Annotated in this window: 18 protein-coding genes; 5 read left to right on the top strand and 13 right to left on the bottom strand. The window is 51.3% G+C overall.

Annotated elements, in window-relative coordinates:
* The first annotated feature begins 42 nt into the window (after positions 1-42).
* From B156_RS0115775 to B156_RS0115760, 4 genes are all read left to right on the top strand, one after another.
* Positions 43-840, top strand: coding sequence for a PD-(D/E)XK nuclease-like domain-containing protein (locus B156_RS0115775; protein WP_018620724.1), 798 nt, complete (start codon positions 43-45; stop codon positions 838-840).
* Between the two features lie 102 nt (positions 841-942).
* Complete coding sequence (locus B156_RS0115770; protein WP_018620723.1) at positions 943-1290, top strand: hypothetical protein; 348 nt, start codon at positions 943-945, stop codon at positions 1288-1290.
* 140 nt (positions 1291-1430) lie between these two features.
* On the top strand, positions 1431-2192 hold the full coding sequence (locus B156_RS0115765; protein ID WP_026260851.1) for a pentapeptide repeat-containing protein: 762 nt from the start codon (positions 1431-1433) through the stop codon (positions 2190-2192).
* A 544-nt stretch (positions 2193-2736) separates the two neighbouring features.
* On the top strand, positions 2737-3918 hold the full coding sequence (locus B156_RS0115760) for a DUF748 domain-containing protein (protein ID WP_018620721.1): 1182 nt from the start codon (positions 2737-2739) through the stop codon (positions 3916-3918).
* Positions 3919-3985: 67 nt separating this feature from the next.
* Here B156_RS0115760 and B156_RS0115755 read toward each other — a convergent pair whose 3' ends face one another.
* Positions 3986-4282, bottom strand: a complete 297-nt coding sequence (locus B156_RS0115755) for a hypothetical protein (protein WP_018620720.1) — start codon at positions 4280-4282, stop codon at positions 3986-3988.
* 174 nt (positions 4283-4456) lie between these two features.
* A complete protein-coding gene (locus B156_RS0115750) occupies positions 4457-5305 on the bottom strand; it encodes an SdiA-regulated domain-containing protein (protein WP_018620719.1) in 849 nt (282 codons plus the stop codon).
* Positions 5306-5545: 240 nt separating this feature from the next.
* Between B156_RS0115750 and B156_RS0115740 the strand changes: the two genes are divergently transcribed.
* Positions 5546-6304, top strand: coding sequence for a TssN family type VI secretion system protein (locus tag B156_RS0115740; RefSeq protein WP_018620718.1), 759 nt, complete (start codon positions 5546-5548; stop codon positions 6302-6304).
* A gap of 78 nt (positions 6305-6382) precedes the next feature.
* Here B156_RS0115740 and tssD (B156_RS0115735) read toward each other — a convergent pair whose 3' ends face one another.
* The 11 genes from tssD (B156_RS0115735) to B156_RS0115685 form a co-directional block, all read right to left on the bottom strand.
* Entirely contained in the window at positions 6383-6769 is a 387-nt protein-coding gene (gene tssD / locus B156_RS0115735) for a type VI secretion system tube protein TssD (protein ID WP_018620717.1), read from the bottom strand.
* A 45-nt stretch (positions 6770-6814) separates the two neighbouring features.
* The gene (locus tag B156_RS0115730) at positions 6815-8614 is read right to left on the bottom strand and encodes a type VI secretion system Vgr family protein (RefSeq protein WP_018620716.1); all 1800 of its coding nucleotides are present in this window, start codon (positions 8612-8614) and stop codon (positions 6815-6817) included.
* Between the two features lie 12 nt (positions 8615-8626).
* Positions 8627-9034 carry a type VI secretion system tube protein TssD gene (tssD, locus tag B156_RS0115725; RefSeq protein WP_018620715.1) on the bottom strand — a complete coding sequence of 136 codons (408 nt, stop codon included), beginning with the start codon at positions 9032-9034 and terminating at the stop codon, positions 8627-8629.
* Between the two features lie 47 nt (positions 9035-9081).
* On the bottom strand, positions 9082-9471 hold the full coding sequence (tssD, locus tag B156_RS0115720) for a type VI secretion system tube protein TssD (RefSeq protein WP_018620714.1): 390 nt from the start codon (positions 9469-9471) through the stop codon (positions 9082-9084).
* Between the two features lie 2 nt (positions 9472-9473).
* Positions 9474-10049: a DUF4347 domain-containing protein gene (locus tag B156_RS0115715; RefSeq protein ID WP_018620713.1), complete on the bottom strand. Its 576-nt coding sequence runs from the start codon at positions 10047-10049 to the stop codon at positions 9474-9476.
* Between the two features lie 76 nt (positions 10050-10125).
* Positions 10126-10659: a hypothetical protein gene (locus tag B156_RS0115710; RefSeq protein WP_018620712.1), complete on the bottom strand. Its 534-nt coding sequence runs from the start codon at positions 10657-10659 to the stop codon at positions 10126-10128.
* 17 nt (positions 10660-10676) lie between these two features.
* Positions 10677-12053 (bottom strand): DUF5458 family protein, encoded by a 1377-nt coding sequence (locus B156_RS0115705; protein WP_018620711.1) that lies wholly within the window; start codon positions 12051-12053, stop codon positions 10677-10679.
* A gap of 27 nt (positions 12054-12080) precedes the next feature.
* Positions 12081-12530 (bottom strand): hypothetical protein, encoded by a 450-nt coding sequence (locus B156_RS0115700; RefSeq protein ID WP_018620710.1) that lies wholly within the window; start codon positions 12528-12530, stop codon positions 12081-12083.
* A 108-nt stretch (positions 12531-12638) separates the two neighbouring features.
* Entirely contained in the window at positions 12639-13181 is a 543-nt protein-coding gene (locus tag B156_RS0115695) for a DUF4347 domain-containing protein (protein WP_018620709.1), read from the bottom strand.
* Between the two features lie 41 nt (positions 13182-13222).
* Complete coding sequence (locus B156_RS0115690) at positions 13223-13525, bottom strand: PAAR domain-containing protein (RefSeq protein WP_026260850.1); 303 nt, start codon at positions 13523-13525, stop codon at positions 13223-13225.
* A gap of 20 nt (positions 13526-13545) precedes the next feature.
* A complete protein-coding gene (locus B156_RS0115685) occupies positions 13546-13989 on the bottom strand; it encodes a hypothetical protein (RefSeq protein ID WP_157627058.1) in 444 nt (147 codons plus the stop codon).
* Positions 13990-14076: the final 87 nt, after the last annotated feature.

Genomic DNA, 14076 nt, shown 5'->3' with positions numbered 1-14076 from the left:
GTAAAAGCGTTGCGCCTGCTTTCATTCATTCAACGTTATTCTATGCTTCATTCCCGGCTCTCTTTGCCCAAGTCACCCTCTGTTATCAACCCCGGCGATGCGTACCGGGCCTTATTACGCGTATCAAATTCTGACCTTACCCGGCTGAAAGAAGAACACCTTGGGTACTGGTCGACGCCCTCGGCCCGGTTCATTCCCGAAAAGACGAAAGTATTTGGCCGGGCTTTCCATCAGCACCTGCTCGAACCCGAAACAGTGGGCACCGTTATGGCGCAGTTTCTGCCCGATATGGTTGACCCAACCCTGCCTGTTGACGCCGACGCGCTGGATCCGGATCAGCAAAAGAAGCTGGAGACATTGATGCAGGTAATTCGGCAGGACGGTTTCTGTCGGCGGTATTTGCGGCAGTCGGAGCGGGAACGCATTGTGTTGTCCACTGAACCCACCACCGGCGTAGCCTGCAAAGCCCGGCTGGACATGGTGTACACCAGCCCCAAACGCCGGAATGCGCTGGTCATTGACCTTAAAACAACTTCTGCCCGCACCCAGGCCCAGTTTCTGGAATCGTGCTACACCTATGATTACGACCGGCAGGCAGCATTCTACCTCGACAGCCTGCGCAACGCCGATACGGGCGAGTGGGCCGACACGCGGCAGTTTCGGTTCGTCTTTATCGGCATCATGAAGCAGAAGCCCCACCGGCTTTTTGCGGTAGATGCCACCTCTATTCCGGGATTTATGGATTATGGCCGCAAGAAGTACCGTTTCTGGCTCCGCAAATGGCAGGAAGAACGGGAGCAGCCGCAGCTTATTTCGTCGGCCTGGCCGATGAGTGCCTGAAAACGGTACGGTATTCGGTTTATAGTTTGCAATAGCTGACGCAGGAGAAGCGAACATCTCGATAAACCGTAGACCGAATACCGAAAACTATAAACCACAACTATGAACGCTTCCATAATTACCCTCACCCCCACCCCGCTCCACTTCGACTGGGGTACCGATGGGCTGGTGCTGTGGATTGAAGAACTGGACGGGGCCAATTCCCTCGCCGACCAGATGCCCGATGTGATGGACCGGATTGCCTTCGCCATTGAACTGCAAACGGGCTGGGACCACCGCACCGATGGCGATACCCTGCACCCCCTCTACGGCTACCGGCTCCTGCTCCGCGATGCGTCGGGCCGCTGGAACGCCGTCAGAACGGACGAGACCGGCCACTTCCGGGATTTGGTCCCCCTCGAGGAAATGGATTACGAGCGGGCTTATGACCAGGTCATGTGGCTGGATTAGACCATCGTCTTCAGCAAATAATACTCAAAAACAAATCCGCCGTATCTGGAAAACACGGCGGATTTGTTTTTAATGCTTACGCAACGCTGACAGCCAAAAACGCATCTTTCAAAAAACGAACGCTAAAAAGCTATACGATTATGAAGATGTTACTGACTGCCCTCCTGCTCGCACTCACCGTACTAACGCCCTCGCTGGCTCAAAAAACGGTCGATGCCAGGGATATTCTGGCCAAAATCAACCGGAAAGAGGCCATTTCGTACCAGAACACAACCATCACCGGCGACCTCGACCTGACTGGTTTGGCCAACCGGAAAGAAGTACGGGGCGACCAGGATAGTTATCTGAGCACGGTTGAGGTACCACTCACCTTCAAAAACTGCACGTTCAAAGGAAAATTTCTGGCGTATCGCAGCGAGGACAATGACCGGAAACTTATGAGTTGGAACAACACCGTGTATAATACCAACTTTACCGAACCGGTTAGTATCGAAGATTGTCAGTTTGCCGAAGATGCGGCTTTCAAGTATTCGGTCTTTAGTCAGCGGGCCAGCTTTTCCGGGAATACCTTCCGCGACGGTGCGCTGTTCAAGTACGCCAAATTCGATGAACCGGCCGACTTTAGTGGCTCGGTCTTCCGGGGCTACGCGGATTTTAAATACGCGAAGTTTAATGAGTCTTCTTTTTTTCGGAATGTCGCCTTCGAACAGCCCGCCGATTTCAAGTACACGAAGTTTGACGAACGGGTCGATTTTAGTCAGGCCCGGTTCAACAGCAACGCCGATTTTAAATACACCCACCTTCCACGCGGTACCAACTTCAGCAACACCCGTTTTGAGGGGTCTACCGATTTCAAGTACACCACCCTGGACGGCCGCAAGTTCTCACCCGACCGGCAGTAGAACGCGGGTAGACTGGTAATGCCTTATAGCAGGTTGGCCCTTTTACACTGACTGGTGCTGGTAGTAGAAGGGCCATCGCTTGACCGGTAGCTGGCACTCCTGTCCCAAATTCTTCTTTCACCAAAATACCCTGCTCTATCAGTTGTTGACTATCCCCTAAGGCTGTACCCTGCGAACAGCTGGCGGTTATAGCCATTTTGACGAAGTAAGTTTACCCAAGAATCCTCACAGTAATCGGTTTAGTAATTGCTTTTATCTCTGGTCCGCGCCAGTTGGCAACTGCACTGGTACTATAGACTGCTACCTTACAGGCGGTGACATAGGGAGGCTGGCGGGTTCAACCGTTTTTCTCTATTCCAGCGGGATGCGGGTCGTTTTTTTGATAGATACACATACCAATTCAACACAAATCCTGCGGTGAATAGGTATGGCATTCTCCGAAGAGCCCCGTTTGCCCGGCTAATTTGCGGTCTCATACCCTCATTTTCCAACTTCATGACGCTAATTTTGTTAGTCAAAAGATGACCATCAATATTATTCTGTTTTGAAACGAACCACCAAGATTATCATCGCCGTTGTTGCCCTGCTGGTTATTGCCCGCCTGTTACTCCCGTATATCGTCCTGCGCTACGTGAACAAATCACTGGCCGATATGGACGGCTACACGGGTCATGTGGACGATATCGACATTCAGCTTATTCGGGGTGCTTACCAGCTTGATGACCTGCGCATCCGGAAAGTGAACGGCAAAATAAAAGAGCCGTTTCTGTACATCCCCAAAACCGATTTATCAGTCGAGTGGAAATCACTGTTCAAGGGTAAGCTGGTCAGCGAAGTAGAATGCTACGAACCTGAAATCAACTTTGCCTTCAGTGAAAGCGATGCCGGCAGCCAAACCGGCGAAGAGGTGGACTGGACGGTTTACCTGAAAAAACTATTACCCATCAGCATTAACCGGTTTGCCGTTATCGACGGTAAGGTGAACCTGACCAGTCTGGTTACTCAGCCTCGTGCCGACTTATCGCTACAGCATTTTCAGGGCGAAATCCGAAATATCCGGAACGTTAACGACGAAAGGAAGGCGTTACCCTCACCGGTAACCGCTTCCGGAAATGTACTTGGCTATGGGGGCAACATGAATCTAACGGCCAATACGAATCTGCTGAAAGTAGTGCCGGACTTTGACTATAATCTTGAGTTTACGGACATTCAACTGGTAAAACTGAATGCACTGGCCCGGGAATACGCCAATGTCGACTTTAACAAAGGCACCGTGAGCGTGTACAGCGAGATGGCCATGCTCGATAAAAAGATGAATGGCTACATCAAGCCGCTGACCAAGGACATGCAGATTTTTAAACTGGATGAGAACAAAGGGCGGACGGTAGGGCGTTTTTTCACCGAACTACTGGCCCAGGTTGGTACTGATGTGCTGAAAAACCAAAAACACGATCAGGTAGCTACCCGTATCCCACTGAATGGTACGATTGATGACGTTAAGACGGCCGTTTGGCCAACCATTTTTGGTCTGTTGCGGAACGCTTACGTCGAAGCCTTCCGGGGTGAGTTCGATAATAACATCACCCTGAAAGATGCGTTTAAAAGCGTAAAAGAAGATTTTAAGGAAAAACGCGCCGAACGGAAAGCCGAGCGTAAAGAAAAACGGGCTGAACGCAAAGCCGAGCGGCAGAAAAAACGCGAGCAGCGTAAAAAAGAAAACAACTAAAGGTTTCTTCTCCTGCATGGGGGCAGTTACTCACAACCGCCCCCATGCAGGAGAAGGCCGGTAAAAATTACTGATTCTTTTTGGCATCCTTACGGGGATACCGGTTCCTGACTTTGTGTACGCCCGCATCTTTCTCCATTCGATAGGACGGAATGTTGCTGTTGCCACTCTGCAATTTTTGCTTACGCGTGGTTTGGGGTAGCGGTTTGTTAGCCGAAGCGGCCGCGGGATTACCCGTTTTAGTGCCAGCCGACGTAGCCGAAGCCGGCGTCGATTTTGTGGCACTACCCTTTGGCGTTTGGGGTGTAGTCTGGCCTAGGGTAGTTGTGGCTACCAGCAGCGAGCCGATGAGTAATTTAATCATGACGTTGAGTTAAAAGAATGTTTTGACCAGAATTATACCGGAACAATCATCCGGCGAAATCACCAGTATAACTCCGAAAAACGCTCAAAAGTTATCAGCTTTTCGCGGCTGGAACTGCCAGACAAACAGCACCGGACAAAATTGGGCAACTGTTTTGTTACCGCTACACCAGCGTTACCGCCGGTACGAAAATTTCAGGATATACCCCTTCTTGCCGCTGCCTTCGCTGGCAATAAACAGGTCACCATTGGGGGCGAAACAAATGCCTTCGGGCTGGCGAAACTGCACTGGGTCAAGGGGTTCAGAGTAGATAATTTTGGCCTGTCGATTAGTAATGAGCAGCCGTTTCCCGGCGGAGGTGAGGATGTACCACTCGCCCGTTATGGGATGTACCGCAATGCCCGATGGCTTGTAGGTGTCGGGATCAATACCGGCTGCTTTGAGTTGCTCATCGTTCAGACTCATGTCTTTGTAGACCGTCCGGTTCAGCAGGTCGAACGAATAAACTGTCTTATCACTGGACCCTTTCCCGTTTTTGACGGCAATCAGCAACCGCTTGGTTTTGGGGTTATAGCCCAGCCCCTCTACTTCAGTTTTTGCGGGCAAATCCGTTTTGGTACGGCCAATCTGGGTTGACTCCGGCGAATCCATGCGGGGTTTGAACCGAAACAGATTGCCGTTGCTCTCGAGCACATACACCTCATCCCCTACAAACTCGATGCCCTCATAATCGCCGTAGCCACCAAAGCCGAAATCCTTTGTCACTTTCTTTTTCTGCGTATCATACACGTACACGACAGCCTCTTCATCCTGCACGCAGAGCAGTTGATTTTCCTTAAAGTACGTGAGGCCCGAAATTTCTTCTAGTGACTTCGGCAATGTGTAGTGTTCGTCCGGTTCCCGCAAACGGTAGGGCAGTTTGAAGTCGGCTTCCAGCCTGCCGGCTTTGGGATTATCGCTGGTTTTGGCTGCGGGGCCACAACCCGCCAGCAACAGCAGCATAACCAGTAAAAAACGGTTCATACAATTAGCGTATCAGTTTGCCGTAAAAATAGGCGTTCCTGTCGGCATATGGCCCAATTTAATGAATAGTTACCCGGCTACGTACAGGGTGTGAAGCACCAGTCTCATTTTGATACCAGCAGCAGTATAATCGATAGATTTATTGACCATTCCTTTACTTATTAGTGCGTTCTTTTGATTTTTCGCCCATATTGCAGGTACGAACGAAAACTGCTCCACAACAACCAATACCGTTTAGTTATGCCCAATTTGTCCTTCGCAAAACGTTCTCCTGGGATTCTTTATGGCATTTTAGTCAGTTTATTACTGGGCATAGCTGGTTTTGGCGGGACTCTCGACACAGCCAACTTTCAATGGTATTATATACTGGTACAGTTACTGGTGCTGGGTATCGGCATACTACACCTCTGGATAAGCCCGCGCTTTTTCCCCGCCCTGTTCGCTGCGTTTGGCTGGGGATTGTTAGGCACGATGCTGATTCTACTACTGGGTATGGGCTTTTCGCTGCTCATATACCAGTACACTGGCTATCTGGCCAGCCGGTGGCCCTTCATAAGCAGCCTGTTGCCTTTTCTGATTCCCTTTTTAGTCGTGCAGGCGTACCGCTTTTATCGGCAGATCCCCGCGGCCGATTTTCGGAAATGGTATTACCCCGTGAATGGTGATATGCCTGATCTGGATTTGCTGGATTTGTCGAAGATTTTAGTAATCCAGTTCGAGTTTCTGAAAACCCCCGCCGACCCGAACTTTACGAACTTCAAGGCTAAAGCCCCCGTGGCCATGACCCTGGGCGACCTGTTTCTGGTGTTTATCAACGATTATAATGAGCGAACACCCGCCAGTCCCATCCAGTATACTGACCCGGCAGGCCAGCCATTTGGATGGGTCTTTTCCAAGAAAACGGCCTGGTGGCAACGAGCCATTTATCTGGACCCCGCTCTCGATTTCGACCAGAATCAGTTGACAGACAATTCGACCATTATTGCGCAGCGGGTGTAGTAAACCAAACCAATATAGGGTCGGATTCAGGGGTTATACATCCCCTGAATCCGACCCTATATTGGTTGCCGGTAACAGCTACCAGGTACTCTCATGCGTCGCTCCGCCCACGGTAATTTTTCGGGCGGAAATGTTCAGACTCAGCGTCATGGCACTACTATTTGTGGAACTGAAGCTCTCCGAATACCCAACGCAGTACCCATCCTCAAACTGCACTTCCTTGAACGTTGAATCCTGGTCGATTCGCATGAACTTGATAGTCCCATTACTTTTTTTGTAGGGATCGACCATCCATCCCATTAACGTATCCTGGTCGTTGGCGGTAACCTGCACAAAAATGTTCCCTCCCTGAACATTTGATGCCGGACGGCCTCTCTCGTCGGTAGACTGCCCAAAGGAGTAGTTGCAGCTCAGGACATCGTACTCCTCCCCATCAATTGTAAATGATGCACTAAATGAAGACATGGTTATTTGAGTTTAAAGGTTGACATTGATTATATTACTTTCGCGTTAATTTAATTTGATCAAAGCGGCCTGCACTTCTACCATAGCATCACCATTGAGCGATACCATTGCCCCTTTTAGCTTGAGTGAGGCATTTGCTTGTAGCTCGGCCGTTGCATCGGCGTTTATTTTCACTTCGGGTGCCCCCATTTCTACGCCTGTTCCACCGTTTAGTGTCGCTTTATTTCGGGCTTTCATAGTCAGGTTTTGCCCTGCTTCCAGCGTGATATCGCTCTGGGCTTTCAGGTGAATACTATCGCCTTCCAGCTTAATTTCTCCAGGCGTTTTGAGCGTTATTGTTCCGTTCCCTGCGAATTCCAGCGTCAGCACTGTACTCGTATGATTGACATTGGAAATTTGAATCTGTTCGCTCCCGGAGTCTTCCAGGAAAAGGAGCTGATTTCCCCCTTTCGTCTGAATTATTTTTTTGTTGTTATCGGAATAGGTATAGTCGCTACCGGAGTTTTTTGGGTACAAACTACCAATCACAAACGGGTTTTCGGGGCGGCCACCTTCGTACCCAATCATCACATACGCATCGAGTTCGGGCACAAACAGCAGGCCATCCCCCGCACCGGTATAGGCTGAACTCACCCGCAGCCAGTCCGACTCTTTATCCGGGCCAGCCCACAAAAACGTTACCTTCACCCGACCCAGTTTGTCCGGGTCGTCATTATCAGAAACCTGAGCCAGTTCGGGCTGGGCAACCGGGGGGCGATAGTGCGGATTGGGGGGCGGATAAGCCACCGATTCCGGCACCGCCCGAAACTGATTCTGATAGTTTCCGCTACTATCTACCTCGTGCTGAATGTTGGTGATTCGATACTTCCCGAAACTTTCTTTCGAGTGCTTATCGCGTTTGACCACCATACCCTGCACATCAATGACCCCACCCACCAGCAGGTTCGGCACCTCGCCACTACCACTGAATTTCAGCAGCCCGGTGGCACTGACCGCCTTCTGGGTTTTTACCACTTCGTCCAGTTCACTCTGCCCGTAGAGGGGCCACCCGGCTACCCGCTGACTGGCCTGCCCGAAAACCTCCTCCGACTTCTGGAGGGCGAAACTCCCGAACTGCCCCAGCCCACTAACCGACTGTCCGGACGATTGACTGCTGTACTGGGCAGGCTCCTGGTAATCGTGGGCGGTCAGGGTTTGCTGGGTGGGTTGCAGGCCGATGGATAAGGAAAACAACTGGATGCCATCCACCAGAAAGTCAACCGACTTACCCGAATCAGGTGGTCCCATCCGTAATTCGCGGCCATCATAATAAAACCACTCGCCCTGCTCAGCAGTCAGGCGATTCAGAAACTCAAAATTCGTTTCGTCGTACTGAACCGTATACGGTAAATCAACCGTAGTACGCGGCTTCAGCTTTCGGCGCAGCAGGTTACCGGGATAGGGGTCCAGCACGGCTTCGGCAATCCGCTGCAATGATTGTTGCAGAAACGTTCGGCGTACCCGGCTATCCTCCAGCACAATCGTTGGGCTATAACCTTTCAGAACAAATCCATTCGAGAGGTCAGATGTATTCATCAACGTAATGTCCGTTACAATCCCTTTGAAGGTAAAATCGAACGAGTCTTTATCGGTAGCCGGGCTGAACGACAGCGTAATGGCTTTTCCACAAACATCCTGATGCGCCTGGTGAAAAAAGTGCTCGGAGGCATCTTCCAGCAACGAGAACGGCACTCCCACTTCAAATGTGTGGTGCGTATTCAGGTGCTGATTGATACGCAGATACGTATAATATTTCAGCTCTTTTCCCCCTTCGAGTTCAATCTGAACGTTTATCTGTCGTGCCATAGTCGGGCTTTTTTACCGCCATTGGTTATCATGCTTTGTACTGCCAATTTTTACAATGGCCGGGCTGATGTCAATCTCAATCAGGTAAGAGCCGGGCAGTGCCTGATCGGTGATATCAGCCGGTGCTACCCGTTCGGTGTACTTTACACAGTACGCCTGCTCGAATGACAGTTCTTTAAACGTCGATTGCTCATCGATTCGGAAAAACGTAATCTTTCCGTCAACCCGTTTCCGGGGATCCACAGCCCAGTTGGTCAGGGTATCATCATCGCTGCCCGACAGGCGCAATTGTATCAGGTGCGTCCGAACGCCGGAGCTGGGTTTACCGGTTTCATCGGTAGCCTGATACAGCCCGTACGAGGCCGTCAACACCGGAAAAATTTTCCCGTCAATACTCAGTTCCGCGCTAAAAGAGGCCATCGGTTAGTTTTACGGTTCATCCGGCATACGAGCAATGATACTGGTATTCATGGCCAGTTATTTTCAACGGAAACCTGGCCAATTTTTAGTTTCTGGGCCGAAATGGTAATGGCTGTCGTCATGGGCTGACCCGATTGTGTTCCGTCGAACCGCTCTATATAATCGACGCAGAAGGCATCCTCAAATTTGAGTTCTTTCAGGGTCGCATCTTCATCGGTTCGGTAATACCGGATACTGCCACCGAGGGTTTTGTGCGGGTCGGCCATCCACTCACTGAGGGTATCATCGTCGGCAACGTCAATCTCAAGCCTTATTTTCCCACCCTGCGTAGCGGAGGAGGGGCGTCCCACCGCGTCGATAGTCTGGGAGATTTCCAGGCTTACCTGGCGTATCGGGTAGGTATTACCATCCACAGAAAGTTCGGTCCGAAACGACATGACTAATTGGCTAAAGAGGTATAGAGGCTACAGGCCAGACTTCCGTCCGGATTAGCCACCACGAGCGGTCCATTCCATAACTGGTCGGGGTTCCAGCTTAGGCCGGCCTGCCCACCCTGTATATCGGTAGCGGCATAAACCGGTTTATTGACAATCCGGGCCAGGGCAATCATGAAATTCTCCCCGGCCTCGCCACTGGCTACCTGACAGCCGCGCAGTTCTACGCGTCCGTTGGCGGTAAACAACGGCCGTAGCTGTTGCAGTGATGGCCGGTATTGTTCCAGATTGTGGGCCCACATGGCTCCGCCTTCGTTAACCCCCATCTGCGCATCGCCACCAGCCGCAATCAACTGGCCACCCGACCAGCCATGCCCCCAGATGGCGAGCAGGCGCATCTGCCCCGATGCTACCCGTTGCTGGATATCGGACACCATCTGGCCAATACCATTGCACATACCATACATTTCTATAATTACCGGTACAATACCGTTCGCGTTCCCTGAATTCCGAACCCGTTGCCGGCGGTCGGAACCCAGGTTGCTATCCGTCATATCAAACACATGCACGTATTGAGGCATAATCGTTTTCGGTTAAAGAATAAACCTTGTTGTACTCTTTTGGCGCTCACCGCCTGCCAGTCCATTATTTCGATGGTCAAATGTCACTCTGCTCAAAATTCTCCAGCACCCGCCCTCCCGGTGCGAAATAAATGGTGCGCGTATCGCCCGCCAGGTGTACCACGTGGCCTGTTAGCCAGGAATATACCGGTATCTCCAGCCCCAATGATGTATGCCCGAAGGTTTCGCCACCGGCTGTTCGCAGAAGAATACCGCCGAAAGCCGTCAGAAACTGCCAGCCCGTGGCATCAGAGGCAACATTGCACCCGTTGAAATAAACCCGGGTATAAGCAGGGCAAAGCCGTTCGTAGTAGCGGTTGGCCATGGAATTACTGACCCAGTTTGAATTAATGCTTACCCCTCCAAAATAGATATTCCCCGGACTACCGTGCGTTTCGAATAAGATCCGGTCGAAGGTGCGGCCCGCCCGAACGTAGCTATCCAGCCCACTGATGAACTCCGTATTGAAGTTAGTTATCCCCCATAGCGTCCGGCTGCCACTAACGGTGCGGTTGGACGCTGTTGCCACAATGTTGGAATCGTTGGCATCATAAATGTGCAGAAGTGCCATGTGCGTTAGTTTTCAACTTACTGCTGGGCGTAGTCCGATTTCCACTCTGCTGAATCCGGATCATCCCCTTTTTGTCCGTCCAGTTTAATCAGGAACGACTTGGCCGGGAAGTAAGGCACCATATGAATGTCCAGAAAAATGCGGTCTTTCTGCTTGGGGTCCTGCTCGAATCGCAGAATCTTGAACTTTTCGATCAGCTTACCCGGCCCGGTAATATTGTCCAGAAAGCGTACGATCTGCTTCTGGATATCCATACGGGTATTGACATTGAAATTCTCAAACGCCCGCCGATTCAGGAAGTCAATCAGCACTTTGGTGATGTAGTCGAAAACCCGAACAACCGAGTACGTTTGCAGGCCAATGTTGTCGCCGTTGAATAGGGTCTTGGCCGAAAAAGGCATCACTTTCCCATATTCGGCCACCATTGGAATCAGGCCGAGTTTCTCCAGACTGGCGATTTCACTCTTTTTCAGGGGAAAGGCTACGCCATCCACATCGTTCAACGCTCCGTACTTACGGCCCGCCGTCACCTGCGACATCAGGGTACTATACACCTTACCGGCCAGCGCACTCGATGCGGGTACGTGCAGGTCTTCCTCCTCGCCCACTTCCTGATGTTTCCCCCGCCCAACAAGCCAGTTACAGGCCATCATCACATTGGACAGACAGGCATCACTACCTGTCATATCGGCAGCTTCAAAGAGGTCGAGAACATCGTCGGGGGCATCTAAATGCTGGAAGTCAGTCACCATCATCACCTTGTGCTTATAGGCAATTCTGGCCCACTTATCAACTACCTTCCGCGACCCCAGATAGCCGGGTAGTACCAGGATCGAATAGTTGTCGCGCAGGTCGAGCCGGTCGTAATTACGGGCGAACTCCTCATTGACCGCATCCAGAAAAAGGGTATTATCCAGGTCAGCCAACTGCTCTATTTCGGCATTCATAATGCTGATGTTGCGAACCTTGTCCTGCTCCGTATTAGCAAAGAAGTTAGCCACCGAGCGGTAGGACCGCTCCAGGTCGCGGGTCGCTTCGAACGTACGCCGAAGGTTTTCGTTGAGCAGTGTCTGCGCCGTATCGGCCCTGGATTGAGCCTGCTCCACCATGTCGGGAACCGTATCGGCGCTTTTAATCAGATCGAGTACCAGTTGCAGGCGTTTCTGTAACTGATCCCGTTCTCCCTGTTTGGCTGTCTCGGTCAGAAATATTTTTTTGCGGGCCTTTTTCTCCGGGTTCAGATTAGGCGTTCCTTCCAGAGTTGTTTCTACGATGCCAAAGCCACCGTAACGGGCCAGTTTTGCGCTGCTCGTTTCGAGCGAAGGAGCCTGTGTTACCTGCGTTGCTTCAGGTACTCTTTCGGCGGTTGCTGCGGGTTTATCTTGTGCTTCCATAGTTATTTTGGGTGATTGATGTGTCAATTAACTTTTCGCTTCCTCCAACTCCTGAATCATCGCTTCGATAGACGCTACATAAGCCGCCTTTGCCTCCGGGTTTTCGAGCACCGTTCTCAGGATTTTGTTCGACTTCAACTGCTTGACGTACCGCTGAAAATCTTCGCACGTCATACTAAGCTTCTGTAGATAAGTGCTCTGGGCAATAATACCTTTCCGGTTGAAATCACTCAGGGCTTTAAACTGAAGCGTTTCACCAACTGAGGAGCCTTCCTCTGTTTCCAGCTCTACCTCCTGCGAGGGCCGAAAGTGCTCGAATACATCACCGACCGTTTTCAACCCTTCGACAATGTCGGGGCGCAGGGCCGGGTCAGCCGTTAATTTTTCGATAAGTAAGGTTTTGTTCTGGGGGATGTCAACGATACTTTCATTGACGTCGAGCTTACGCTCCTGCCCACCGATTCCATAGTCAAACATAGGATTACTAAAGGTTAAAGATTGATTACTACTTGATTATCAGATCACCAGACGGGCACTTACGCCCCATTAGGGCTGAACGGGCAGCCCCCTGAACATATCACTCACCTACTGCCGGACGGTTGTAGCCCCGCCGGGCAGCACACTGGCCTGAACAATCGTTGTCCAGACGGGAAAACGCTGCCCAGCATAGGGTACGGAGAAGGTTACACTATCGCTACAGAAAATAGTCCCTCCACCATGCCGCAGGGCCGACGCGCCAACGGCCTGTAAAAACTGTGCTCCCGCCCCGCCTTCTCCCACGTTGCACCCCCAGAATTCAACCTGTGCTCCATACATCAGGTATTCTTCACAGACCGTCTGAATCAGGTTGATATTGGTTCGAGTGAATCCGCCCCCAGGAAAGTGTACGTACCCAGGGGCACCATGGGTCAGAAATATCAGATGGCTGATAGACATATCCCGTCGACCGGTCCGCTCAATAGCACCGGCCACCTCGCTGGCAGCGGAGATAGCGAATGAGCGCGTATCGGGATTGGTACGGGCACAGTAGCTGGCCCAAATGCTGTAATCCGCGCAATATTCGGCGGCATACCCAGCCCGTCGTTCCATGTTATCCTGCCAGTCGTAGAGATATAGTTTCACCGCCATACGCTTCCTGTCTCATTAGCCAATACACAGCCACCACTCATTTAACCACCAATCAGAACTGTGGGGCAACCCACCACAATACTGCCTCCGTGCGCCGTTGTATCACCCATCCGGGCGGCTGGTTTACCACCAATCAGGACGGTAACGGACCCTTTCACAATAATATCCGGCGGTCCAATGCAGGTACACATATCGCCTACCGTAGCGGCCGGTTGCCCGCCAATCAGTACAGTAGGCATACCGGGTCCCATAATTGGCCCACCCACGTGCGGAATGGGCACTACGGCAGGGGTTTGCATGGGGCAAACGTGCATATCCATTAATCGGGCTGCGGGTTGCGACATTATTTCTTTCTATTTTCTGCTCAGTACCAGTCGATAACATACCCAAAGCATCCGCTTATGCCGACAGTTGGAATGCCAACTTGTCCGCCCGTCAGGGCGCAGTATCCTTTCTCCCAAAATGGGCCGACCCCAAAAATCAATACAGCAGCGGCAACACCAGGACCGAAGTTGGCTTCTACGGTCATCACCCGGAAGAAACCAATAAAGTCAGTCGGTTTTATGAGTTTATTGGGCCATTGAATAACCCGCGTCCCCGTTCCGGGCATACTTTCGTGGCTAAAATCCAGTCCGACGGGCATGGGGCTGACACCTATTCCCGCTACGATGTACGGGAAGCGATAGATTACCCCTTTCTGGTCGTCAGGCTCCATCAGAAATTCGCCACCTCCCATTGTTCCTAATAAAACACTGCCGGTAACCGCGTTTGCCGTGGCGAGACTCCATTTCGATTTTTGAATAGGCATTTTCATTGCTGACTTTTCAATAAATTTTCTGGCTAACAGACCCGAACTGGTCATGCAACCACCGGGTTAGAGCTACCCTTACTTAGT

This window comes from Spirosoma luteum DSM 19990 (assembly GCF_000374065.1).
Taxonomy (GTDB): Bacteria; Bacteroidota; Bacteroidia; order Cytophagales; family Spirosomataceae; genus Spirosoma; species Spirosoma luteum.
The sequence above is the reverse complement of the archived record's forward strand: the minus strand, read 5'-3'. Positions and strand labels throughout refer to the sequence as shown.